General features: G+C 66.1%; 17 protein-coding genes and 1 rRNA gene (1 of these 18 only partly in view). 5 read left to right on the top strand and 13 right to left on the bottom strand.

All coding sequences use genetic code 11. The features are described 5' to 3' along the window. The 4 genes from ILT42_RS12685 to minC all read right to left on the bottom strand — a co-directional run. A 16S ribosomal RNA gene (locus ILT42_RS12685) occupies positions 1-1243 on the bottom strand; it reaches 244 nt to the left of the window's first position. A gap of 923 nt (positions 1244-2166) precedes the next feature. Next, positions 2167-2442, bottom strand: coding sequence for a cell division topological specificity factor MinE (minE, locus tag ILT42_RS12680; protein ID WP_204215981.1), 276 nt, complete (start codon positions 2440-2442; stop codon positions 2167-2169). Further along, positions 2439-3254: a septum site-determining protein MinD gene (gene minD, locus ILT42_RS12675; RefSeq protein WP_204215980.1), complete on the bottom strand. Its 816-nt coding sequence runs from the start codon at positions 3252-3254 to the stop codon at positions 2439-2441. The genes minE and minD overlap by 4 nt, the downstream gene beginning before the upstream one ends. Before the next feature lie 18 nt (positions 3255-3272). Continuing rightward, positions 3273-3983, bottom strand: coding sequence for a septum site-determining protein MinC (gene minC, locus ILT42_RS12670; protein ID WP_204215979.1), 711 nt, complete (start codon positions 3981-3983; stop codon positions 3273-3275). A gap of 214 nt (positions 3984-4197) precedes the next feature. Here minC and ILT42_RS23280 point away from each other — a divergent pair, with 214 nt between their 5' ends. The 3 genes from ILT42_RS23280 to ILT42_RS12655 all read left to right on the top strand — a co-directional run bounded on the left by ILT42_RS23280 (position 4198) and on the right by ILT42_RS12655 (position 11397). Beyond that, positions 4198-4842 (top strand): cell wall hydrolase, encoded by a 645-nt coding sequence (locus ILT42_RS23280; protein ID WP_204215978.1) that lies wholly within the window; start codon positions 4198-4200, stop codon positions 4840-4842. A gap of 259 nt (positions 4843-5101) precedes the next feature. Further along, positions 5102-7084 carry an autotransporter assembly complex protein TamA gene (locus ILT42_RS12660; RefSeq protein WP_407664568.1) on the top strand — a complete coding sequence of 661 codons (1983 nt, stop codon included), beginning with the start codon at positions 5102-5104 and terminating at the stop codon, positions 7082-7084. A 14-nt stretch (positions 7085-7098) separates the two neighbouring features. After that, complete coding sequence (locus ILT42_RS12655; protein WP_204215976.1) at positions 7099-11397, top strand: translocation/assembly module TamB domain-containing protein; 4299 nt, start codon at positions 7099-7101, stop codon at positions 11395-11397. Here ILT42_RS12655 and ILT42_RS12650 read toward each other — a convergent pair. The 8 genes from ILT42_RS12650 to pcaD form a co-directional block, all read right to left on the bottom strand. Then, positions 11394-12452 carry a 3-carboxy-cis,cis-muconate cycloisomerase gene (locus ILT42_RS12650; protein WP_204215975.1) on the bottom strand — a complete coding sequence of 353 codons (1059 nt, stop codon included), beginning with the start codon at positions 12450-12452 and terminating at the stop codon, positions 11394-11396. The two genes, ILT42_RS12655 and ILT42_RS12650, sit on opposite strands and share 4 nt — an antisense overlap. A 10-nt stretch (positions 12453-12462) precedes the next feature. Continuing rightward, positions 12463-13671 (bottom strand): 3-oxoadipyl-CoA thiolase, encoded by a 1209-nt coding sequence (pcaF, locus tag ILT42_RS12645; RefSeq protein WP_204215974.1) that lies wholly within the window; start codon positions 13669-13671, stop codon positions 12463-12465. 1 nt (position 13672) lies between these two features. Continuing rightward, positions 13673-14452: a CoA-transferase subunit beta gene (locus ILT42_RS12640; protein WP_229428617.1), complete on the bottom strand. Its 780-nt coding sequence runs from the start codon at positions 14450-14452 to the stop codon at positions 13673-13675. Between the two features lie 8 nt (positions 14453-14460). Beyond that, positions 14461-15306 carry a CoA transferase subunit A gene (locus ILT42_RS12635; RefSeq protein ID WP_204215973.1) on the bottom strand — a complete coding sequence of 282 codons (846 nt, stop codon included), beginning with the start codon at positions 15304-15306 and terminating at the stop codon, positions 14461-14463. A 17-nt stretch (positions 15307-15323) separates the two neighbouring features. Beyond that, positions 15324-15950, bottom strand: a complete 627-nt coding sequence (gene pcaG, locus ILT42_RS12630; RefSeq protein WP_204215972.1) for a protocatechuate 3,4-dioxygenase subunit alpha — start codon at positions 15948-15950, stop codon at positions 15324-15326. Then, positions 15950-16675, bottom strand: coding sequence for a protocatechuate 3,4-dioxygenase subunit beta (pcaH, locus tag ILT42_RS12625; RefSeq protein ID WP_204215971.1), 726 nt, complete (start codon positions 16673-16675; stop codon positions 15950-15952). Before pcaH ends, pcaG begins: the two co-directional genes overlap by 1 nt. Before the next feature lie 68 nt (positions 16676-16743). After that, a complete protein-coding gene (pcaC, locus tag ILT42_RS12620) occupies positions 16744-17103 on the bottom strand; it encodes a 4-carboxymuconolactone decarboxylase (RefSeq protein ID WP_407664575.1) in 360 nt (119 codons plus the stop codon). A 34-nt stretch (positions 17104-17137) separates the two neighbouring features. Further along, on the bottom strand, positions 17138-17932 hold the full coding sequence (gene pcaD / locus ILT42_RS12615; RefSeq protein WP_204215969.1) for a 3-oxoadipate enol-lactonase: 795 nt from the start codon (positions 17930-17932) through the stop codon (positions 17138-17140). Positions 17933-18065: 133 nt separating this feature from the next. Between pcaD and pcaQ the strand changes: the two genes are divergently transcribed. Then, positions 18066-18980 (top strand): pca operon transcription factor PcaQ, encoded by a 915-nt coding sequence (pcaQ, locus tag ILT42_RS12610; RefSeq protein WP_229428639.1) that lies wholly within the window; start codon positions 18066-18068, stop codon positions 18978-18980. Here the strand turns inward: pcaQ and ILT42_RS12605 are convergent. After that, positions 18962-20704 (bottom strand): metallophosphoesterase family protein, encoded by a 1743-nt coding sequence (locus tag ILT42_RS12605; protein ID WP_204215967.1) that lies wholly within the window; start codon positions 20702-20704, stop codon positions 18962-18964. The genes pcaQ and ILT42_RS12605 overlap by 19 nt on opposite strands. Before the next feature lie 140 nt (positions 20705-20844). On the opposite strand from ILT42_RS12605, the gene ILT42_RS12600 reads away from it, so the two are divergent. After that, positions 20845-21765, top strand: a complete 921-nt coding sequence (locus tag ILT42_RS12600) for a hypothetical protein (protein ID WP_204215966.1) — start codon at positions 20845-20847, stop codon at positions 21763-21765. Positions 21766-21790 lie beyond the last annotated feature (25 nt).

The raw sequence follows: 21790 nt of genomic DNA, 5'->3' as shown, positions 1-21790 counted from the left end.
GAGACGGCTTTTTGGGATTAGCTCCCCCTCGCGGGTTCGCTGCCCATTGTCACCGCCATTGTAGCACGTGTGTAGCCCAACCTGTAAGGGCCATGAGGACTTGACGTCATCCCCACCTTCCTCGCGGCTTATCACCGGCAGTCCCCTTAGAGTGCCCAACTAAATGATGGCAACTAAGGGCGAGGGTTGCGCTCGTTGCGGGACTTAACCCAACATCTCACGACACGAGCTGACGACAGCCATGCAGCACCTGTGTTCCAGCCAGCCGAACTGAAGAATTCCGTCTCCGGAACCCATACTGGACATGTCAAAGGTTGGTAAGGTTCTGCGCGTTGCTTCGAATTAAACCACATGCTCCACCGCTTGTGCGGGCCCCCGTCAATTCCTTTGAGTTTTAATCTTGCGACCGTACTCCCCAGGCGGAATGCTTAAAGCGTTAGCTGCGCCACTGAGCAGCAAGCTGCCCAACGGCTGGCATTCATCGTTTACGGCGTGGACTACCAGGGTATCTAATCCTGTTTGCTCCCCACGCTTTCGCGCCTCAGCGTCAGAACCGGACCAGTAAGCCGCCTTCGCCACTGGTGTTCTTGCGAATATCTACGAATTTCACCTCTACACTCGCAGTTCCACTTACCTCTTCCGGTCTCAAGCCAAACAGTATCGAAGGCAATTCTGTGGTTAAGCCACAGGCTTTCACCCCCGACTTGAATGGCCGCCTACGCGCCCTTTACGCCCAGTGATTCCGAACAACGCTAGCCCCCTTCGTATTACCGCGGCTGCTGGCACGAAGTTAGCCGGGGCTTCTTCTTCCGGTACCGTCATTATCGTCCCGGACGAAAGAGCTTTACAACCCTAAGGCCTTCATCACTCACGCGGCATGGCTGGATCAGGCTTGCGCCCATTGTCCAATATTCCCCACTGCTGCCTCCCGTAGGAGTCTGGGCCGTGTCTCAGTCCCAGTGTGGCTGATCATCCTCTCAGACCAGCTACTGATCGTCGCCTTGGTGAGCCATTACCTCACCAACTAGCTAATCAGACGCGGGCCACTCCTTCAGCGATAAATCTTTCCCCCTAAGGGCGTATCCGGTATTAGCCCAAGTTTCCCTGGGTTATTCCAAACTGAAGGGCATGTTCCCACGCGTTACTCACCCGTCTGCCACTCACCCCGAAGGATGCGTTCGACTTGCATGTGTTAAGCCTGCCGCCAGCGTTCGTTCTGAGCCAGGATCAAACTCTCAAGTTGAAGTTTGATCTCATAACCCACTCAACGTTCATTGACAGAGCTCGTCACCATCCATCCGTTTCCAGATGAACGTGCGATCTCTCAAAACGTAAGGGGGTCGATCTTTCCGATCATCCAAAGGATGATCCGCAAGGACCCGCCGCCTACGCTTCTCTTTCTCATCTTCACTTGTCAAAGAGCTGGTGACCGCTTCATCCGAGGATGAATGGCAACTTCAGAGGAAGAAAACCACTCCGTCCGACTTTTCGCCGAACGAAGCTTTCTAGCTTCTGGAGCCCGGCGCCGCGTTCCGAAGAAGTGCTCGCCGTCGATGAATGTGGTTCTAACTACTCTTTCTGATCCAGTCAACAACTCAATTCAGATTTTTTTCGAATCGCAGTCATTATTTTTTGTCGGCATCGATTAGACACAAGTCTTCGTTCGCAGACAAAGTATTCTTGCCTGCGTTCGATGTGCTTTGATTAGGGAATACCTCATCAGCGCACTCTCAATGTTCGACAGAGGAGCTCCGGAGCAGGCCAATCACTTGGCCACCGGAGTTCATGTATTTGCCAGAGCTTGAAGCCAGGCTCAGACGCGCCGTCATCGGGTCCTTGGGGGACCCGCTGAGCGATGGCGCTGTCGGGAAAGAGCTGTCCGGTCGCGACGATGGCCGCAACGAACGTCGGCGGCTGATATGTCGATGCGAAGCCGGCTTGTCAACACCCGATATCGAACTTTCGGATAAGGGCGGTGACGGATGCGGGAAGCTCTGCCGTGCAGGCCTCCCGCCAGCGGCCGCTTAAAGACCGCCTCCTCTCATATAGGTGCGGCTCGCGACCGTAACAGAGCCGCGGGCCGTAAAACGAGAAACGCACCGCTCCAGGCAGGAGCGGTGCGCTATGAATTATGAATGATGATGCGACCCGGTCTTGCGGCCAACCTTAAGCGTTGACGGCGATCCGGGGGCTGGCCGGCGACGGGATCTCGACCTCGATCTCCAGTGTGGAAATGGAGTCGCCCCGGTCCAGCTTGATCTGCACCTTTTCGCGCTCCACCGACACGTGCTTGCCGATCACATTGAGGATCTCCTCTCGCAGGAGCGCCACCAGGTCGGACTTGCCTCCGACGATGCCACGCTCGTGAGCCAGCAGGATCTGAAGCCGATCCCGGGCCACCGGCGCCGTGGTGCGCCGGCTGAAGAAGCTCATGAGACTCATGCGGCCCTCCGTCCGAACAGCTTGTTCAGCAGACCCTTCTTCTCAGTCGGGATCGACATCTCGACGCTCTCGCCGCGCAGGCGCCGGGCGGCGTCGAAATAGGCCCGTGCCGGCATGCTGTTCGGATTGCTCAAGGTCACCGGCGTCCCGACGTTGGAAGCGCGCAGCACCTCCTCGCTCTCGGGAATGATGCCGATGAGGGGAATCGACAGGATCTCGAGAACGTCGTCCACCTTCAGCATCTCGCCCCGCTCCGCGCGGGCGGTGTCGTAACGGGTGAGGAGCAGGTGCTTCTCCATCCGCTCGCCCTTCTCGGCCTTCTCGGTCTTCGAATCGAGCAGGCCGATGATGCGGTCCGAGTCACGCACGGAGGAGACTTCCGGGTTCGTGACGACGACCGCCACGTCCGCATGACGCATGGCCAGCGTCGCGCCGCGCTCGATCCCGGCGGGGCTGTCGCAGATGATCCAGTCGAACTTCTCGCGAAGCTCGTTCAGAACCTTGGCGACGCCCTCCTCCGTCAGCGCATCCTTGTCACGGGTCTGCGAAGCCGGCAGCAGCGCCAGGTTCTCCAGGCGCTTGTCGCGGATGAGCGCCTGGCTCAGCTTCGCGTCGCCCTGCACCACATTGATGAGATCGAAGACGACGCGCCGCTCGGCGCCCATCACCAGATCCAGGTTGCGCAGGCCGACATCGAAATCGATGACGACCACTTTCTCGCCGTTATGGGCCAGCGCCGCGCCGAGGGCCGCGGTGGAAGTCGTCTTGCCGACGCCGCCCTTGCCGGATGTTACGACCAAGACTTTGGCCATGCTCGTCTCTCTTTCTGTTTAATCGAGGGTTTGGACGATGATCGAATCGCTATCCAGGCTGACCTGGACGCGGTGACCGTGGTGCTGGGCGCCGAGATCGTCGGCGGTCTTATAGAGTCCGTCGATGGCCAGGAGTTCGGCCTCGAGCTTGCTGCAGAAGATGCGTGCCCGGGCGTTGCCGGTGCATCCCGCGATGGCCCTGCCCCTGAGAGCGCCATAGATATGGATGGAGCCGCCGGCCACGACCTCGGCGCCGGACGCGACCGACCCTAAGACCGTCACGTCCCCCTCCGTGTGGATGATCGACTGACCCGACCGGACCGATCCCTCGACGAGCAGGGCCGAGACGGTGGCGGGCTGGGGCGCCTTCACGGGAAGGGCGACCGCCTCGATGTCCGGCACCTCGATGTCGCCGGCCGCCCGGCCGCCGTTCACGGCGGTGGGCATGTCGTCGTCGAGGACGGAGGGAGCCGCCCCTTCGAGGCCGATGATGCGGATGTCCCGCATCTTGAGGGCCGCGAGGAGAAATTTCAGCTCGGACTTGGAAGGCTTGAGCTCGGACACGTCGAGAATGATCGCCCGGCCCGAGAAGAAGCCGGGGGAGCGCTTGGACACGGCGTCGAGATCTTCCAGCCAATCCCGCATAGGAACGACGGGCGCCAGCACGAGCGCCATGAAGGAGCGGCCACGAAAGCGAAGGGAGGGTCGGGTGCGGACGGCGACGGTCACGGATCTTAGGTTCCTGTTAAGCCTTTATTTCGGCCGCTTATGGTTAACAGGCGGTTAAGCCCCGGCGCGATCGTGTGCCATTTTGGAGCAATCGCCGTCTCGCTCCCCGAACCCGTGACGCCTCGGGGGGCTTTCAAAGTTGCCAGATGGTTAATTTCCTCAGTATACCTTTGGGGCGATGTGACGAATCGCGAACCTTCGGAGGGGGCAACCGATGATGATCTCAAGCTGTCGCCGCGTTCTCGCACCCGCGATGCTCGTAGCCGCGGGGCTTTCTCTTGGCGGATGCGGCAACTTTGCTGGCGAAGGCCTGGAGACGGCCGAGAACACCGCGAAGAAGACGGTTTCCGCAGAGGAAAAGGACTGCCTGGTCCGCGCCATGTACTTCGAGGCGAACCGCTCCAGCGACGACGGCCTCCTGGCGGTCGGCAGCGTGGTCATGAATCGGGTCGAATCCGGCCAGTATCCAGGGACGATCTGCGGCACGGTCGGTCAGCCCCGCCAATTCGCCTCGGGCGTTTTGACCCGCAAGATGGCCGAACGGGACAAGCCCCGGGTCGAGCGTGTCGCGGAGACGATCATCGACGGGGCCCGCCATCCCAAGCTCGATCGCGCCATGTTCTTCCACGTGGCGACCCGCCGCTACAGCTACCCGAACATGAAATACGTGCTCGTGGCGGGCGGCAACATCTTCTACGAGCGGGGCTCGCGGAAGTTCACCACCGTGGCGTCGGTGGGCGAGTCCGTCCAGCGGGCTCAGTCCTTCAGCCAGAAGCCTCTCGTGGTGGCCATGGCCCCGGTCGAATCCTTCACCTACACCACGGATTCCTACGCCAAGCTGATCGCCGCGAACCGCTAACACCCGGCATCATGCCGCCGAGGGGCGTCCGCAGCCCTCATTCAGCCGTCCTGGACCCGGTCTAGGACGGCTTTCTCATGCCCAGCCGGCGTGGAGGAAATCTTAAGCACGCGGGCTACTTCTAGGCCTTTCAAGAGGTTTCCCACCTGCTAATTGGGGCGCCAAGGGTTGCTTCACGTTCCGTCATCCGCTCTAACAGACCCCTGAAAAACACGTTCGCATCCATGCGGCAGCCTTGCGGGGTGATCGGGAGTCGTGAATGCAGTTTTTGCCCCGGCGGGGGAGAGTCCTTTCGGCTAGAGTGTTGGCGTGCGCCCTGGGTCTCGCCTGTAGCGAGGCGAAAGCTTTCGACTTCTTCGGATTGTTCGGTTCCAGCGACAAGCCCCCGGCGGCCTCGCAGACCGCGCTGCCGTATTTCCTGACCTTCACCATCTCCGGCGACGACGATGTCGAGAGCGCCCTGAAGGACGCCTCGAACCTCTATCGCCTGCGCGAGAACGCCCCGCCCGACGGCCAGTCCCTGGTCCGGCGCGTGGAGACCGATTTCGCGCCCCTGATCGACGCCCTCTGGGGCGCGGGCTACTACAACACCACCATCGAGATCGACGTGGGCAACGCGCCCCTTCAGATCGGCGGCACGGGCTCCAATGCGGCGGCGCGGGCAGCCGAAAGCTATCGCGGGCGGCAAGCCGTGCCGATCACGGTGAGAGTCAATACCGGTCCGCTCTTCGAACTGCGCACCATCGACGTGGTCGACACCCGGACGAGGCGCCCCTTCACCCCCGACCAGTTGCCCCAGCGGGCCATCAAGCTCTCCCCCGGAGACCCCGCCAAGGCGGCGGACCTGAGAGCCGCGCAGGCCCGGATGGTGGACTATTTCCGATCCCAGTCGCGGCCCCTGGCCAAGGGCGTCTCCATCGACCCGGTGGTGTATCACCCGGCCGAGAAGATGGATGTGGGCTTCAATATCAATCCCGGCCCTGTCGCGCCCATCGGCGAGATCGGCGTCGAGGGAACCGAGAACGTCGACCCCTCGATCATCCGGTCCTTCATCTATATCGAGCCGGGCGATCCCTACTCGCCCCAGGCTCTGGCCGATACCCGAAAATCGGTGGCCACGATCCCGGCTCTGGGCTCCGTGCGCATCCGCGAATCCGAGACCCTGGATGCGGCGGGCCGCCTGCCGATCTTCGTCGATGTGACCGAGCGCAAGCCCCGTCTCGTGGGCTTCTCGGCCGCCTATTCGACCATCGACGGCCCGGCCCTGCGGGCCTATTGGGAGCACCGCAACCTCTTCGGCGGCGCCGAGCGCCTGCGCCTGGAAGCCAGCACCTTCCTGGCGCCCCGCAACGACGGCACGCGCATCAAGCGCATCGGCGATTTCGAGAAATCGGATATCGGCGCCCGCTTCAAGGCCAGCTTCCTCAAGCCGGCCCTCTACGGCACCCGCAATGACCTTCTCATCGACGGCATCGTGGAACGCGACCGGACGGGCGGCGACCGCTACGGCGGGTATACGAGCCGTCTGGCGGGCCTCACGGGCGCGATCCGCCACCGGTTCAGCGATTCGTTCTCGGTCCAGGGCGGCCTGCAGGTCCAGAAGGGTCAGACCAGCGACGTGCTGGGCAAGATCGACTACACGGTGGTGGGCACGCCGCTCTCGGTCAACTACGACTCGACGGACAATCCCCTCGACCCAACCAAGGGCGTCAAGCTGACGGCGAGCGTCACGCCCTATCCGGCCTTCCTCGGCTCGACGGTGAACATGACCGTGAGCCAGGCCGTCGCGTCCACCTATTACTCCCTGGACGAGGATTCCCGCTACATCCTGGCGGCACGGCTGGGGGCCGGATCCATCGTGGGCGCGGAGCTCGACGAGATCCCGGCGAATTTCCGTTTCTTCGCGGGCGGCGGCGGCTCGGTGCGGGGCTATCGCTACCGCAGTCTGGGCCCCACCGGCCCCTTCGGCTTCGTGGTGGGCGGTCGCAGCCTCTTGGAAGGGTCCCTCGAGGCCCGGATCAAGATCACCGATACGATCGGCATCGTGCCTTTCGTGGATGCGGGCGGCGCCTTCGAGTCGTCCTATCCCGACTTCAAGGACAAGCTCCAATTCTCGGCGGGTCTGGGCCTTCGCTACTACACGGCCATCGGGCCGATCCGCCTCGACGTGGCGGCTCCCCTCAACCGCCGACCCGGCGATAAGCCGGTCGCGCTCTATGTCAGCATCGGGCAATCGTTCTGATGCGGGAGGGCTCTATGAGCAACATGCGCCGCCTGCTTCTCACCGTCGCGACCCTGGCCCTGGCCGGGGCCCTGATGCTCGCCATCGCGCCCGCCACCCGAAGCGATGAAGCCGACAAGAGCTTTCTGGCCGACCTGATCTCCCGTGCCCTCTCCACCCCCGCGACTCGCGTCTCCGTCGGCGCCGTGGAGGGAGCCCTGTCATCCAACTCCACGATCAGGGACGTGAGCATTTCCGACCGGGACGGCGTTTGGCTGCGCGTCGATACGGTGCGTCTCGAATGGAGCCGTCTCGCGCTCCTGTCGCGACGGCTAGAAGTCAACAAGCTGGAGATCGGCCGGCTGGAGTTCCTGCGCGAGCCCCTCCCCTCCGAGGTCGAGGTGCAGGGCGCGGACCAGCCCATCCTCCCGGAACTGCCCGTGAAGGTCGAGATCCAGGATTTCGCGCTTCGCGAACTGGTTCTGGGCGAGCCCGTCATTGGCACGGCCGCCCGGCTGACGGCCACCGGCAATGCCAGCCTCGGCGCCCCCGCCGAGGGCTTGCGCCTCGTCTTCGATGCCCGCCGCCTGGATGCGCCCGGCACCCTCGCGGCTCGCCTGAACTACAATGCCAGTGCCCTCACTCTCGCCCTGAACGTGGATGAGCCCGCCAACGGAATCCTCGCTCGCGCGGGCAATATTCCAGGCCTGCCGCCGGTCAAGCTCGACCTCAACGGCAACGGCACCCTCGACGCCTTCGGGGCTCAGCTGACCTTCACGGCCGGTCCCACCATCGGGGCCGCGGGCCAGGCCCAGCTCGCCCGCCAGGGCGCGGCCCGCAGGCTGAACCTGAACCTCGATGCCCGGATCGAAGGTCTCCTGCCCCAGATCGTGGCGCCTGTCTTCGCAGGCACCACGCGGCTCGAGGGCAACACCCTCTTCGGCGACGACGGCTCAGTCTCCCTGCAGCAGCTCGCTCTCGTGTCCCAGGCGGCCCGCCTGGACATCTCCGGCAACCTCTCGCCCGACCGGAATGCGGATTTCCGGGTGTCGGCGCGGGCGGTGCCCAACAGCAGCGGGAACAGCACCGTCGCGGGCGCGGCCCAGATCAAGACATTGGTGTTCGACGGCACGGTACAGGGCCAGATCACGGCCCCCCGCATCGCCGCCACCCTCACGGCCGAGGACGCCCGACTGCCCGCTCTCAGCCTCGCCAACGTCAACGCCACCTTCACGGCGACGCCCAACGGCTCGCTCTCGGAGCCCGCCACCCGGATCGCCCTCGTGGCGGACGGCCGGGCCAGCGGTGTCTCCTTCGCGGACCCGGCTCTGGCCCGGGCGTTCGGTAACCAGCTCACCATGGCCCTGCGGGGCAGCGCGACGCCGGAGGGCGTCATCGACATCGAGACCACCCGCGTGGCGACCTCCACGGTGAACGCCACCTATACGGGGCGTCTCGGCGCCCGAGACGCCACCGGACGCCTGGCCCTCAACGCCCCCGACCTGACCCGCTTCGGCGATCTGGCGGGCCTGAGCCTTCAGGGCGTTCTTGATCTCGATGCGAACGTCCAAGGCCTTTTGTCCGACGGGCCCATCACCGCGAACCTGAACGGGCAAGCCACCCGTTTCGGCACGGGAATTCCGACCGTGGACGGCCTCGTCGGCGGTCGGCTCAACCTGTCGGGCACGGCCCGCACCCTTCTGGGTGGCGGGTTCGGCTTCCAGAACCTGGCGCTTTCTGGCGAGCATGTGACGGCCACCCTCAACGGCGACGCGCGCAGCGATTCCCTCGCGCTCAATGCCAACCTGACGGTTCCGCAGCTGCGCTTCGCCGATTCGCGGCTGACCGGTCGCGGCGAGGTGGCGGCGGGTCTCACGGGCACCTTCGCTCGGCCCAACGCGACCTTCCGGGCCGCCTTGAGCAACGCCACCGCCCTGGGTCGGCCGATCTCGCAATTGACCCTGGACGGCACCGGCAATGATTTGCTCGGCCTTCCCGATATCCGCGCCACTCTGGCCGGCGACGTCGACCGCAAGTCCGCCAACGGCGTCTTCCATGTGGCCAAGCGGCAGGAAGGCGGCTGGCTGGTGGATCAGCTCAACGTCGCCATCGGGTCGGTCAACGTCACCGGCAACCTGACCCTGGACGCGGCCAATCTCGCGGGCGGCCGCCTGACCGTACGGGCGGGCAACCTCGACGACCTGTCGCCCCTGGTGCTGACCCGCCTGTCCGGCGACCTGAATGCCGATCTCCAGCTCGAGGTGGTGAACGGCGGCCAGAACGCCACTCTCCAGGCCAGCGGCAACCGTCTGCGCGCCGCCGAGGCCAGCATCGATCGGCTCAACGCCCGCGCGGGCGCCACGGATGTCTACCGCCGCCCCGTCATCAACGCGGACGTGACGGTGGACCGCGCCCTGGTCGCGGGCGAGACGATCTCGCAGATCCGGCTCACGGCGAACGGCACGACGGCCGCGAGCGACATCGCGCTCACGGCGCAGGCCCGCGGATTCGACCTCTCGGCCCGGGGGCGCCTCCTGCCGGAGAACAATATCCGGTTCGAACTGGCCTCGTTCCGGGCCAGGCGCGGCTCGCGGGAGATTGCCCTGGTGCAGCCCGCGAACCTGGCCCTTCTCAACGGCGACCTCGACATTCGGGGCCTCACCGTCGCGGTGGGGACGGGACGCATCGACGTGAACGGCCGGGCCGGGTCCCAGCTCGACCTCCAGGCCAATGTGCGGGCGGTGCCGCTCTCCGCCGCCGAGATCTTCGTGCCGGGACTGGGTCTGACCGGAACCCTCGACGGACAGGCGCGAATCGCCGGGACCTCGGCCGCCCCCACGGGCGACTGGCAGTTCCGGGTCGCGCGCCTCGTCGCGCCTCAGACCGCCAATGCGGGCCTGCCGCCGGTCGACATCTCGGCCAACGGTCGCCTGGACGGCGGGCGCACCACCCTCAACGGCACCGTGAATGCGGGCCGGGCCGGCACCTTTCGGCTGTCCGGCAGCGTTCCGGTCGGCGGCACCGGCAATCTCGACCTGACGGCTCAAGGCCGCCTCGATCTCAGCATCGCCAACACGGTTCTGGGCGCGGCCGGTCGCAGCGTCACGGGTGCCGCCAACCTGGACCTTCGCGTCGGCGGCACCATTGCCAACCCGGATGTGGACGGCACCGCGACCTTGTCGGGCGGCTCCTTCGACGATGCGGGCCAGGGCATTCGACTCACCAACATCCAGGCCCGGCTGGTGGCCGACGGCACGAATGTGCGGGTCGAGCGCCTGAGCGCCTCCACCCCCAATGGCGGCACGCTGGCGGTTGCCGGCCGGGTCAGCATCGATCCGACCGCTGGATTTCCGGGCGATATCCGCATTACGGGCCAGCGCGCGCAGCTCGTCTCGAACCCGCTCGTGACCACGGTGGCCAATCTCGCCCTGCAGCTCACCGGCCCCCTGGCCAGTGACCCACGGATCTCCGGCCGGGTCGAGATCCTGTCCATGGACGTGGCGGTGCCCGAGCGCCTGCCCTCGACCCTGCGGCCCATTCCGGGCACGAAGCACGTGCGGCCCACGCCCACGGCGGCGGCGCGTCTGGCGCTCGCCCGCCAGGCCGCGGCGCGAGCCCGCACCGCACCGCCCTTCAACGCCACCCTCGACCTCGTGGTCTCGGCGCCCAGCCAGATTTTCGTGCGCGGGCGCGGCATCGATGCGGAGCTGGGCGGCGAGCTTCAGCTCACGGGGAGCCTCGCCAATCCTGTGGCGGTGGGCGCGTTCGACCTGCGGCGCGGACGCCTCCAGGTCATCGGCACCCGCCTCGACTTCACACGCGGCCGCCTGACCTTCACGGGCGACCTGACGCCCGAGCTCGACTTCATCGCCGAATCCCAGTCCGGTGACGTGACGGCTTATGTGGCCATTACGGGCGTCGCCACGGAGCCGACCTTCACGTTCTCGTCGAGCCCCGCCCTACCCCAGGACGAGGTTCTGTCCCGGATCCTGTTCGGCAAGGCCTCCGGCGGCCTATCGGCCACCCAGGCCCTGCAGCTCGCCCAGGCCGCCGCGCAGTTTGCCGGCGGCGGCAACGACGGGGTATTCGAGAATCTGCGTCGTTCCCTCGGCCTCAGCGATCTCGACATTTCGGTCGGAGCCGACGGCGGTCCCACCGTCGGAATCTCGCGCGCCATCAGCGACCGGGTGAGCGTGGGCGTCCGAGCCGGCGCCTCGGCGGAGGACACGGGCGTGACCGTGAACATCGACGTGACCCGCCGCATCCGCATTCAGGGCGAGGTCGGCGCCGAGGGCAATACCTCGGTCGGAGTCGCGACGGAGTGGGAGTACTAGATCTCCGGCTTCGCCACGAAGGCGAGGTGGGTCACAAGGGCCTGCGCATGACGCAGGCCGGCTGCCGTCGTGACGGCTATGGACGGTAGCACCATCCATTCCAGGGTCCAGGCGGCGCCGGAACGCTCGTTCTCGTGCACGAGCGCTTGATGCAGGGTGCCAAGCGAACCCGCGTTGAAGCGGGCCAGCGTCACGAGAATTTCGGCCGCAACCGGGTTCGCCTTGTGCGGCATCGCCGACGATCCGCCGCCGCCGGCAAGTCGCACCTCACCCACCTCGTTCTGCGCCATCAGGGCAACGTCCTGACCGATCTTGCCGAGCGCTCCGGAGACGAGAGACAGCCATGAGGCGAAATCTCCGATGCGGTCCCGCTGAGAGTGCCACGCCGGCGTAAGGTTCAGGCCCAGGCGCCGCGCCATTCCGGCCGGGACGGCCTCGGCCGAGCCGTCGAGCTCGCCGCGGGTCCCGACGGGACCGCCGAGCTGGAGCGCGAACCACTCCGCCCCCCGGGAATCGAGTTGCGCCCTCAGGCGCCGGAGCGGCCCGGTCCAGGTCGTGATCTTGTCGCGGGCCGTGAACGGCAAGGCGCGCTGCATGCGCGTATGGGCCATCAAGGTGGTCATGCCGTCGCGTGACTGCAGCAGGCCCAGAGCATCCGAGAGCCCGTCGATGCGAGAGCCGAGAACCGCCGCTACGGCCTTCAGGCGGATCATGAGGCTGGTGTCGATGATGTCCTGGCTGGTCGCGCCTTTATGGACGGCCCCGGAATGGGCCTCGCCCACGGCCCGGCGCAATTGCCGGACGAGTTCCGGGATCACGACGCCGTCCTGCGCCAAGCCCCTCGCGAGACCGTCCCAATCGGGCCGAAAGCTGTCGCAGGTATCGGCGATTCGTTGCGCTGCCGCCCCGTCGATGAAGCCGGCCTCAGCCTGCGCCCCTGCCAGCGCCGCCTCCACCTGGAGCATCGCCTCGAGATCGGCCTCGTCGGAGAAGAAAGCGGCGATCTCCTCGTCGCCGACGAGGGCCTGGAGAAGGGGCGGTTGGCCGAAGGTCATGCGTTCGAGCCTAGACGGCTTCGATGGCCACGGAAATGCCCTGGCCGACCCCCACGCACATGGTGGCCAGCGCCCGCTTCTTGCCGGACAGCTTGAGCTCCAGGGCCGCCGTTCCGGCGATGCGCGCCCCCGACATGCCCAGCGGGTGACCGAGCGCGATGGCGCCGCCGTTGGGGTTCACGTAATCCGCATCCTCCGGGATGCCGAGTTCGCGCAGCACCGCAATGCCCTGGCTGGCGAAAGCTTCGTTCAGCTCGATCACGTCGAAATCCGTCGGCTTCAAACCCAGACGCCGGCAGAGCTTGCGGGTGGCCGGAGCGGGCCCGATGCCCATGATGCGCGGCGGCACGCCCGCCGCCGCTCCGCCGACCACGCGGGCCAGCGGCTCGAGGCCATATTTCTTCACGGCGGCTTCCGACGCGATGATGAGCGCGGCGGCGCCGTCGTTCACGCCCGATGCATTCCCGGCCGTCACGGTGCCGCCCTCCTTGCGAAAAGGGGTCGACAGCTTGGCGAGGGCTTCCAGGGTCGTGTCGCCGCGCGGGTGCTCGTCCGTGTCGATGACGACCGGATCGCCCCTGCGCTGCGGGATCGTGACCGGCACGATCTCCTTGGCCAGCCGCCCGTTGGCCCCTGCTGCGGCGGCCTTCTTCTGGGACCGCAGCGCGAAGGCGTCCTGGTCGGCCCGGGAGACCTGGAACTCCTCGGCCACGTTCTCGCCCGTTTCCGGCATGGAATCGACGCCGTACTGCTTTTTCATGAGCGGGTTGATGAAGCGCCAGCCGATGGTGGTGTCGTGAACTTCAGTCGAGCGTGAGAACGCCGTCTCGGCCTTGGGCATCACGAAGGGCGCCCGGGACATGGATTCGACGCCGCCCGCGATGACGAGATCGGCCTCCCCGGCCTTGATGGAACGGGCCGCCGCGATCACCGCATCCATGCCCGATCCGCACAGCCGGTTCATGGTCGTGCCCGGCACGGAGCCCGGCAGTCCCGCCAGCAGCAGCGCCATGCGGGCCACATTGCGGTTGTCCTCGCCCGCCTGATTGGCGCAGCCGTAGATCACGTCGTCGACCGCCTCGAAATCGACGCCCGCATAACGCTCCATGAGGGCCTTGAGCGGAACGGCCGCGAGGTCGTCGGTGCGGACGCCCGATAGGGAGCCCGCGTAGCGGCCGATGGGCGTGCGTACATACGCGCAGATATAGGCATCGGACATATCAGTTTCCCTTCTTGCCGCCATGGGCGCGCTGGGTGCGAGCCTGAAGGTCCCGCAGGGTGGTGAGTTCGAGTTCCGTCGGCGCTGGCGTTTCCTCGACGCCGTCGGCGAAGCGGACTTTCCAGCCGCACGTGTCCTGCACATTCTCGCGGGTGACGCCGGGATGCATCGACACGACGGTGAATTCCTTCGTCTGGGGGTCGGGCCGCCAGAGCGCCAGATCCGTGATGAGAAGCGTCGGACCCTTCGTGGTGATCCCGAGCCGCTGCCGGTGATCGCCGCCCTCGCCATGCCCGAAAGACGTGAAGAAGTCGATGGTCTCCACCATGCCACGCGTCGCCTGCTTCATGGTGATGAAGATCTCCTTGCAGGAAGTCGCGATCTCCGGCGCGCCGCCACCACCCGGCAGGCGCACCTTCGGCTTGTCGTAGGGGCCGATGACGGTGGTGTTGATGTTGCCGAAGCGGTCGAGCTGGGCCGCTCCCAGGAAGCCTACCGAGATGCGCCCTCCTTGCAACCAATAGCGGAACATCTCCGGCACCGACACGGTGGTGACCGCCGTCTCACATAACTCGCCATCGCCGATGGAAAGGGGCAGAACTTCAGGCGCGGTGCCGATGGTGCCGCTCTCGTAAATGAGGGTGATGTCCGGCGCGTGGGTGAGGCGCGCCACGTTGCAGGCAGCGGAAGGTGCGCCGATGCCCACGAAGCAGACATCGTCGTTGGACAGGGCGCGGGAGGCCGCGATGGTCATCATTTCAGTGGGTGTGAAAGGCATCATGGCAGGTCTCACAGGGCTTCGACACGGGAGGCAAAAACCTCCGGCGAAACATCGAGCACGTTGGCTTTCATCCATGTGGTAAAGAGATCCCGGTCGGCCGAGATCTTGTCCCATTCCAGATAGGCGGCGTTGTCGCGCGGATAATAGCCGTGGGTGTAGGACGGATGCGCGCCGCCCGGCACATGGGCGATGGCCGTCACGGTCCAGTGCGGCAGCACGCAGAGATTGGGATGGAGGTCGTCGAAATCCTCCACGATCTCCTCCACGGTCACGACCGCGCGCTTCGCCGCCAGCAGTGCCTCCTTTTGCACGCCAACGATGCCCTCGACCAGCACGTCGCCGCGCCTGTTCGCCTTCTGGGCATGGATGAAGGATACATCCGGCCGGTGCGCGGGCACCGCCGCCAGCTCCTCGCCCGTGAACGGGCAGGTGACGCTTTTGATCGCCGGGTTGACGTCCTTCAAGCCGGCGCCGCGATAGCCGCGAAAGACCGCGCAGGGAAGCCCTGCGGCGCCGGCTTCGTAGGCGTTCGCCATGGCGGCGTGGCTGTGCTCCACCGTCTCGATGGCGCGGGGCCATTCGTTCTCGATGGCATCGCGCATGCGGCGCAGGAGGCCGACGCCGGGATTGCCCGCATAGGAGAAGATGACTGTCTTCGCGAGACCCATGCCGATCATCTGGTCGTAGATGATATCCGGCGTCATGCGGATCAGGGTCAGATCCCGGCGGCCCTGGCGGATGGCCTCATGAGCTGCCGCATGGGGGATGAGGTGGGTAAAGCCTTCGAAGGCCACTGTGTCGCCGTCACGCAGGTTCTCCGCGACAGCGTCCTTCAGGCTTTGAAACTTGGCCATGGGGTACTTTCGAAGGTTCAGATGTCGAAGAAGACGGTTTCGCCTTCGCCCTGGAGGCGAATGTCGAAGGTGTAGGCGGGCAGGCCGTTCTCCTCGGACCGGACGGCCAGAAGGGTTTTGACCCGTGCCTTGTTCTCGATGCGGGCCAGCACCGGACATTCCGCGTTGGCAGCTTCCTCGTCGTCGAAGTAGAGGCGGGTGTGCAACCCGATATTGATGCCCCGGGCCACGATCCAGACCGTGATGTGCGGCGCCATCGGGCGGCCGTCGATGTAGGGCACGCGGCCCGGCTTGATCGTCTCGAACTTGTACTCGCCCGTGACCGCGTCGGTGGGCTGGCGCCCCCATCCGGCAAAGTGCGGATCGGCTGCTCCTCGCTTTTCCTGCGGGCTGTTATGGAGGCCCGCCGCATCGGCCTGCCAGATCTCGATGAGCGCGTCCCGCAAGGGAGCGCCAGCCCCGTCGAAGACGCGGCCCTTGACGACGATCCGCTCTCCCTTGGTGTCGGGGCCTACAAGGACGAGGCCCAGATCCTTGTCCCACACGCCCGTGATCTCGACCCAGTTGGGATTGGTGCCGATGTGAACGTAGGGGCCTGCGGTCTGAGAGGGCGATTCCTTGAGGTAGCCGAGCGTCTGGGCCATCAGTTTCCCTCCATGCGGTTCTCGAACAGGGTCGAACGCCGTCCGCGCAGCACGATATCGAACTTGTAGGCCATGGCATCCATGGGCAGCGTCGCGTTGCGGTCGAGGGCCGCCACGAGTTGCTCGATGGCGGCCTTGTCCGGGATCGTTCGCACGATGGGACATTGCCAGATCATCGGGTCACCCTCGAAATACATCTGCGTAACGAGCCGCTGCGCGAAGGCATGGCCGAAGACCGAGAAATGAATGTGCGCGGGCCGCCAGTCATTGACGCCGTTCGGCCATGGATAGGCGCCGGGCTTGATGGTGCGAAATGCGTAACGGCCCTCCTGGTCCGTGATGGCGCGTCCGCAGCCGCCGAAATTCGGATCGATGGCGGCCAGATAGGTTTCCTTCTTGTGCCGGTAGCGCCCGCCCGCATTAGCCTGCCAGAACTCCAGCAGAGCGCCCGGCACCGGGCGCGCGTTCTCGTCCAGCACCCGTCCGTAGACGACGATACGCTGCCCGATGGGATCGCCGGTCTGGGCGAAGTTGCGGATCAGGTCGTTGTCGAGGGGCCCCAGCATGTTATGGCCGAAGACCGGACCGGTCATCTCCGAGATAGTATTGCCGAGCGACAGAAGAGCATGCTGGGGTGAGCGCAGCACGGAGGTCTTGTAGGTCGGCGTATAGGCCGGGGGATGCCGGTCCCGGTTGCGCTGAATGAAAGGTCCCTGGTCCGACATGTCAGCCTCTCCCGCACCGCCCGGCGATCGTGGCCGGTTCACGGTGTCTTCCCATCTCACGGCGGTCCTTATGCCTCATCGGCGTCCATTTCGGCATAGACCTTCTTGACGATCTTGATCGCATGGTTCGCGGCGGGCACGCCCGCATAGACGGCCACATGCAGCAAGGCTTCCCGGACATCCTCCCGGGTCGCGCCCGTGTTGCGCGTGGCGCGCACGTGCATGGCTACCTCGTCGTCTTGCCCCAGGGCCGCCAGGAGCGCGATGGTGACGATGGAGCGCTCGCGATGGGTGAAGTTCGGCCGCGCCCAGACCGAGCCCCAGGCGCCCTCGGTGATGAAGGTCTGGAAATCCTCGTCGAAGGGCGTCGCCTGAGCGGTGGCCCGGTCCACATGGGCATCGCCCAGGACCTGACGGCGAACGGCCATCCCGGCCTTGTAGCGCTCGCTGTGCGCGGTGGTGTCAGACAAGACCCGCCTCCTGGAGATGTCCCGCGATGAGCTGCGCCAGCATAGCGGGCTGTTCGACGCACGGAATATGACCCGCGCCTTCGATCAGCTCAAACCGGGCGCCGGGAATGAGATGGGCGGTGCTCCGGACGATCTCGGCGGGGGTCGAGCCGTCCTGATCGCCCGCGATGCACAGCGTGGGCGCCGCGATGCGGCCGGCATCGGCTGTCAGGTCCGCGTCCCGGATCGCCGCGCAGGTTCCCGCATACCCTTGGGCGGGGGTGCGCTCCAGCATATTGCGCCATCCTTGGGTCTCGCTGGGCCGCTCGCGCCGGAAGGCCGGCGTGAACCAGCGTTCGAGAACGGCCCCCGCCACGGCCTCGACGCCGCCCGCCTCGACTGCGCCGATCCGTTCGGCCCAAGTTTCGGGTGAGCCGATCCTGGCGGCCGTGCAGCACAGGATCGCGGCCTGAACCCGCTCCGGGTTCCGCACGGCCAGGCGCTGGGCAACCATTCCGCCCACGGAGAGCCCCACCACGGACGCGCTGGGAATGCTCAGGCGATCGAGGAGACCGATCAGGTCGTCCACATGGTCGTCGAGGCTATAGGGGGCCGGCGGCGCGTCCGAGAGCCCGTGGCCTCGCTTGTCGTAGAGCACGACCCGGAATCCCTCCGCGAAGGCAGGCGCGACTCTGTCCCAGATCCGCAGGTCGCTGCCGAGGGAATTGACGAAGACCAGAGCCGGTCCGTCGCCTCGTCCCCCATCCCGATGGTGCAGGACGATGCCGTTGACGCGACTGAATGCCATGGGTCTGCCGATCCGAGAACGATTCCAGGGCCTGGGCCCGAGGGTTCATCAAACCCCTTTACGCCGATTATGTAAAATGAGTTTATAGGCCATCCGTATAACCCATAGGTTATCCATGGACCGTACATCCACCCTGCTGACCCCGTCGATCAAGATCCGCCACCTGATCTGCTTCCTGGAGACCGCCCGGTTGAGGAGCGTGGTTCGGGCCGCCGACGTCCTGGGGATCAGCCAGCCTGCGGCGTCGAAGACCATACAGGAGCTGGAGGAGGCCCTGGGTGTGCGTCTCTTCGATCGGAGCCGACGCACCATGACGCTCACGGGCTTCGGGCAGGTTTTCCTGCGCTATGCGGGCGCCAGCGTCACGGCTCTGCGACAGGGCGTCGATTCCATCGACCAGGCTCGAAACCTCACGGCGGCCACCGTGAAGGTGGGGGCGCTCCCGACGGCCTCGGCCCGCCTCCTGCCGAAAGCCGTCGGGCTGTTCATGAGCCGCCACGCAGGGTCGAAAGTCCGGGTCGTTACCGGGCCCACCGCCTTCCTTCAGGCGCAGCTCCGCTTGGGGGACCTGGACTTCGTGATCGGCCGCATGGCGGAGCCGGACGCGATGGCGGGGTTCTCCTTCGAGCACCTCTACTCGGAGACCGTGGCGTTCACGGCCCGGCCGGGGCATCCTCTCCTGCAGAGGAAGCCCTTCGACTTCGCCGCCCTGGCGGATTTCCAGATCCTGATGCCGCCTCCCGGATCCGTGATCCGTCCCACGGTGGAGCGTTTTCTCATCTCGCAGGGCCTGGGCTCCCTGCCGTACCAGATCGAGACGGTCTCGACCGCCTTCGGGCGAAGCTACACGGCCCATTCGGACGCAGTCTGGATCATCTCAGAGGGCGTCGTCGCGGAGGACGTCGCCAACGGCGCCCTAGCCCGCCTGCCGGTGGATACCCACGAGACCCTGGGCCCCGTCGGCCTGACGACCCGCACGGACACGCCCCTCTCCCTTGCGGCGGAACTTCTCGTGCAGACGCTGCGCAGTCAGGCCCGGATGGTCTGAAGCCGCAAGGCCTCCTCCCGGGTGGTCTCCGCCTCATGGAGCCGGCCGTCTGCGCGCGCAGGGAACTCCAGCCGCTGCGAGGACGGGAGCGCCAAGTAGCGCATCATGACCCGCAAAAGCCCTCCGAGCCTCCCCTGAATGCTGTCGGGATCTCCCTCCAGCCTGAAGGCTTCCGCCAGGAACCCGTACATGTTTCGCCGCCCCGGCGCGATGTCCCGGAACGCCAGCGTGCCGCCGTTGCGCAGGCGGTACCAATCCACGACCAGCTCCTCCAGCCGAAGCGCCTCAAGGGCCCGGGCGTCGATGCCCGCTTGGGACATGCGCTCCCGAACCTCCCGTTCGACGGCCGGCGGGACGGCCCGCAAGGCGTCCCCGGCCGCCGAGGGGGCGGTGTCGCCCAGACAGGCCAGACGCAGGAGATCGAGCCCATTCAGGCGTGCGATCAGACCTTGCATGTCCGGCCAGTCCTCGGCCAGGTGCCGGTGCAGGACGAGCTGCGTGAGATGCTCGCGGAGAAAGCTCCGGTAGTCGTCCGCTTCCAGGATGGCCCCGTACCGGCCGCCCTCCCGGCGATAATGTTCGAACAACTCGTCGAAGCGCGGCACGTGGTCCACATGGACCGTCTCGACCTGCATTGCCTCTCGGGTGAAGGTCACGAGCTTGTAGGCGGGCGGATAGGCGGCCAGGGATGGGACCGCGATATTGGTGAGCCGACGCCCTTCCGCTTCCACGGTGCCGGTCGCGTCGATATGGATATGGCCGCTGAAATGCACGCTCAGGCCGCAATCGAGGCCGATCCGCGACGTGACGTCCCCGGGATTGCGCCGGATGAAGCCGACGCGTCCATAGAGGCGCTCCTGTTCCGCCGAAGTGCCGTTCATGTAGTCGACGAGGGGGTAATGGGAGAAGGCGAGGAGCCGCTTGCCCTGGCGCCGCGCCCGGTCCGTGACGTTCCTGATCCAGGCGAGCAGGCCGGGCTTGTGCTTCACGAGCGCGTCCCACCCGGCATCGGACGCGTCCGTGAAGCCTCCGTCCGCCTTGGGCAGGAACACGTTGCCGTCGATGGACAGGATCCAGACCCCGTCCACGGGCTCGACCAGATAGGATGCGTCGGGAACCTCCAGGGTGCGGCTGCCGTCCTCGGCCGTCATGGGAAAGGCGCGCGGGCCGGCACCGAAGGGCGTTTCCCAGTGCAGATAGGCCTCCTGGGGTTGGAAGCCGGCTTCCCCCAGGAGCGACAGGCTCTCGTCGTAGCCCAGGCCCCGCATGGCCTGCGAAACGACCGCCCCTTCGGTCCGTTCCGCCGCCTGGGGATCGCTCGTGACGAGGGTGGCAGAGCCGTCGGGACCGAGAAAGGCTTTGCCCTGGTGGCTGCCGAAAGGCTGAACGGTGTCGTGGTTGCCTACGGTCCCATAAAACGCCATCCCGTGAAGGTCCCGGTAGCGGGCGAGGATACGCGCGACGCCCTCCACGGTGGCGCGCTGGCCGTCGTCGGAATAGTCGCCCACGAGCACCACGTGACGGACTCCTTTGGCGGCCAGGTCGTCCAGCACCGCCTGGACGGCAAAATAGCTCTCGTTGAACGCCCGCGTGGACCGGATCGTGTCCCGCAGGGTCCGCACGCTGGCGGCTTGCCCGGAGCGGCTGTTGAGGACGCCGGCAAAACCATAATCGCCATAGACGTCGTGGAGATGGACATCGGCCAGTACGGCGATCTGAGTCATGATGAGGCCTGCATTGTCCAGGCGGACCTAGCATGCGGGCCCGCCCCTGCGCCATACGATCCGGCCCGGCAAATCCGTGAGGATCGAAACCTTGCGATCCGGGTTGAACCTCAGGGGTTCAAGGCAGCGGAATCGATCCGATGGAGCTTGTATCGGCATTTCGGGTGCGCCCGGCGGAGGGCGAGAGGCCTGGAGCCCTCGCGGCCTTTCCCTACGACCGGGACCTCGTCCGGCGCTTCCGGGAACAGTTCCCGCGAGCCCGGTGGCGCGAGGCGGAGGGCGGCTGGTTCGTGCCCGGCACGACGGCGACGACCCGTCTGGACACCTGGATCGCCGGGGAAATCGACAAGCTCGACCTCTACGCGGACGCCAAGGGCCGGGATGCCTTTGTGTTCGAGCCCTTGGAAAGCCAATATCTCAGAGTCGGCGAGGATCTCGAGGTCAGGACGCCGTATTCCCGAACCGTTGTCGAGGAGTTGCGAGCGGTCCCATTTGCCCGTTGGGATCCAGACCATAAGGTCTGGCGCGTGCCGTTCCGGTCCTACGAGGCCTTGCGCGGGCGCTGGCCTGTGATCGAGGAAGCCGCCCGCCGCAACGAGCCCGAGGCCAAGCGACAGCGCCGCCTGGAGCGGGAGCCCGTGGACGAGACGGCGCTGGTGGTCATGGCCGAACGCCGGCGGCGGCGCTACCCCGTTCGGATGGACGAACCGCCGCCGCTCGGTGAGCCGGTGGGCACCTTCCGGTTCGGCGTGGTGGTTTTCGAGGCGATCGACGCCGATCCTTTGGAGGATGTGGGAAGTCTCGAGAGGCTCGGTGTCTATCCGCATGTGCACGACCATGCAGGGTCTTATTCCTGGGCGCACTGGCGTCTGCCGGAGTGGCAGGAGATCACCTGGGCCCGCCCGCTGCGCGAGCCGGTGGGCAGCCGTGAAAAGATCAGGCTGGGCTGGTGGCCGCCGGATCAGAACGAACGGCGAGAGCGGATGCGCAAACTTCGGGAAATCGAACGCGCTCAGCGGACGCGCCAGGGCAGGAGCGCACCCTCCGAGGCTGCCGAGTAGGCAAAAAAATCCGGGCTCACGGCCC

It is taken from the genome of Microvirga pudoricolor (assembly GCF_016892705.1).
Taxonomy (GTDB): domain Bacteria; phylum Pseudomonadota; class Alphaproteobacteria; order Rhizobiales; family Beijerinckiaceae; genus Microvirga; species Microvirga pudoricolor.
Note: the sequence above shows the minus strand (reverse complement) of the source record. Positions and strands in the feature narration are given on the sequence as shown.

Bases quoted from the DNA above. Each gene is read 5' to 3' on its own strand.
- minE (WP_204215981.1), bottom strand. From the start codon at position 2,442: ATGAGTCTCATGAGCTTCTTCAGCCGGCGCACCACGGCGCCGGTGGCC.
- minD (WP_204215980.1), bottom strand. From the start codon at position 3,254: ATGGCCAAAGTCTTGGTCGTAACATCCGGCAAGGGCGGCGTCGGCAAG.
- ILT42_RS23280 (WP_204215978.1), top strand. From the start codon at position 4,198: ATGATGATCTCAAGCTGTCGCCGCGTTCTCGCACCCGCGATGCTCGTA.
- ILT42_RS12660 (WP_407664568.1), top strand. From the start codon at position 5,102: ATGCAGTTTTTGCCCCGGCGGGGGAGAGTCCTTTCGGCTAGAGTGTTG.
- ILT42_RS12655 (WP_204215976.1), top strand. From the start codon at position 7,099: ATGAGCAACATGCGCCGCCTGCTTCTCACCGTCGCGACCCTGGCCCTG.
- ILT42_RS12650 (WP_204215975.1), bottom strand. From the start codon at position 12,452: ATGACCTTCGGCCAACCGCCCCTTCTCCAGGCCCTCGTCGGCGACGAG.
- pcaF (WP_204215974.1), bottom strand. From the start codon at position 13,671: ATGTCCGATGCCTATATCTGCGCGTATGTACGCACGCCCATCGGCCGC.
- ILT42_RS12640 (WP_229428617.1), bottom strand. From the start codon at position 14,452: ATGATGCCTTTCACACCCACTGAAATGATGACCATCGCGGCCTCCCGC.
- ILT42_RS12635 (WP_204215973.1), bottom strand. From the start codon at position 15,306: ATGGCCAAGTTTCAAAGCCTGAAGGACGCTGTCGCGGAGAACCTGCGT.
- pcaG (WP_204215972.1), bottom strand. From the start codon at position 15,950: ATGGCCCAGACGCTCGGCTACCTCAAGGAATCGCCCTCTCAGACCGCA.
- pcaH (WP_204215971.1), bottom strand. From the start codon at position 16,675: ATGTCGGACCAGGGACCTTTCATTCAGCGCAACCGGGACCGGCATCCC.
- pcaC (WP_407664575.1), bottom strand. From the start codon at position 17,103: ATGGCCGTTCGCCGTCAGGTCCTGGGCGATGCCCATGTGGACCGGGCC.
- pcaD (WP_204215969.1), bottom strand. From the start codon at position 17,932: ATGGCATTCAGTCGCGTCAACGGCATCGTCCTGCACCATCGGGATGGG.
- ILT42_RS12605 (WP_204215967.1), bottom strand. From the start codon at position 20,704: ATGACTCAGATCGCCGTACTGGCCGATGTCCATCTCCACGACGTCTAT.
- ILT42_RS12600 (WP_204215966.1), top strand. From the start codon at position 20,845: ATGGAGCTTGTATCGGCATTTCGGGTGCGCCCGGCGGAGGGCGAGAGG.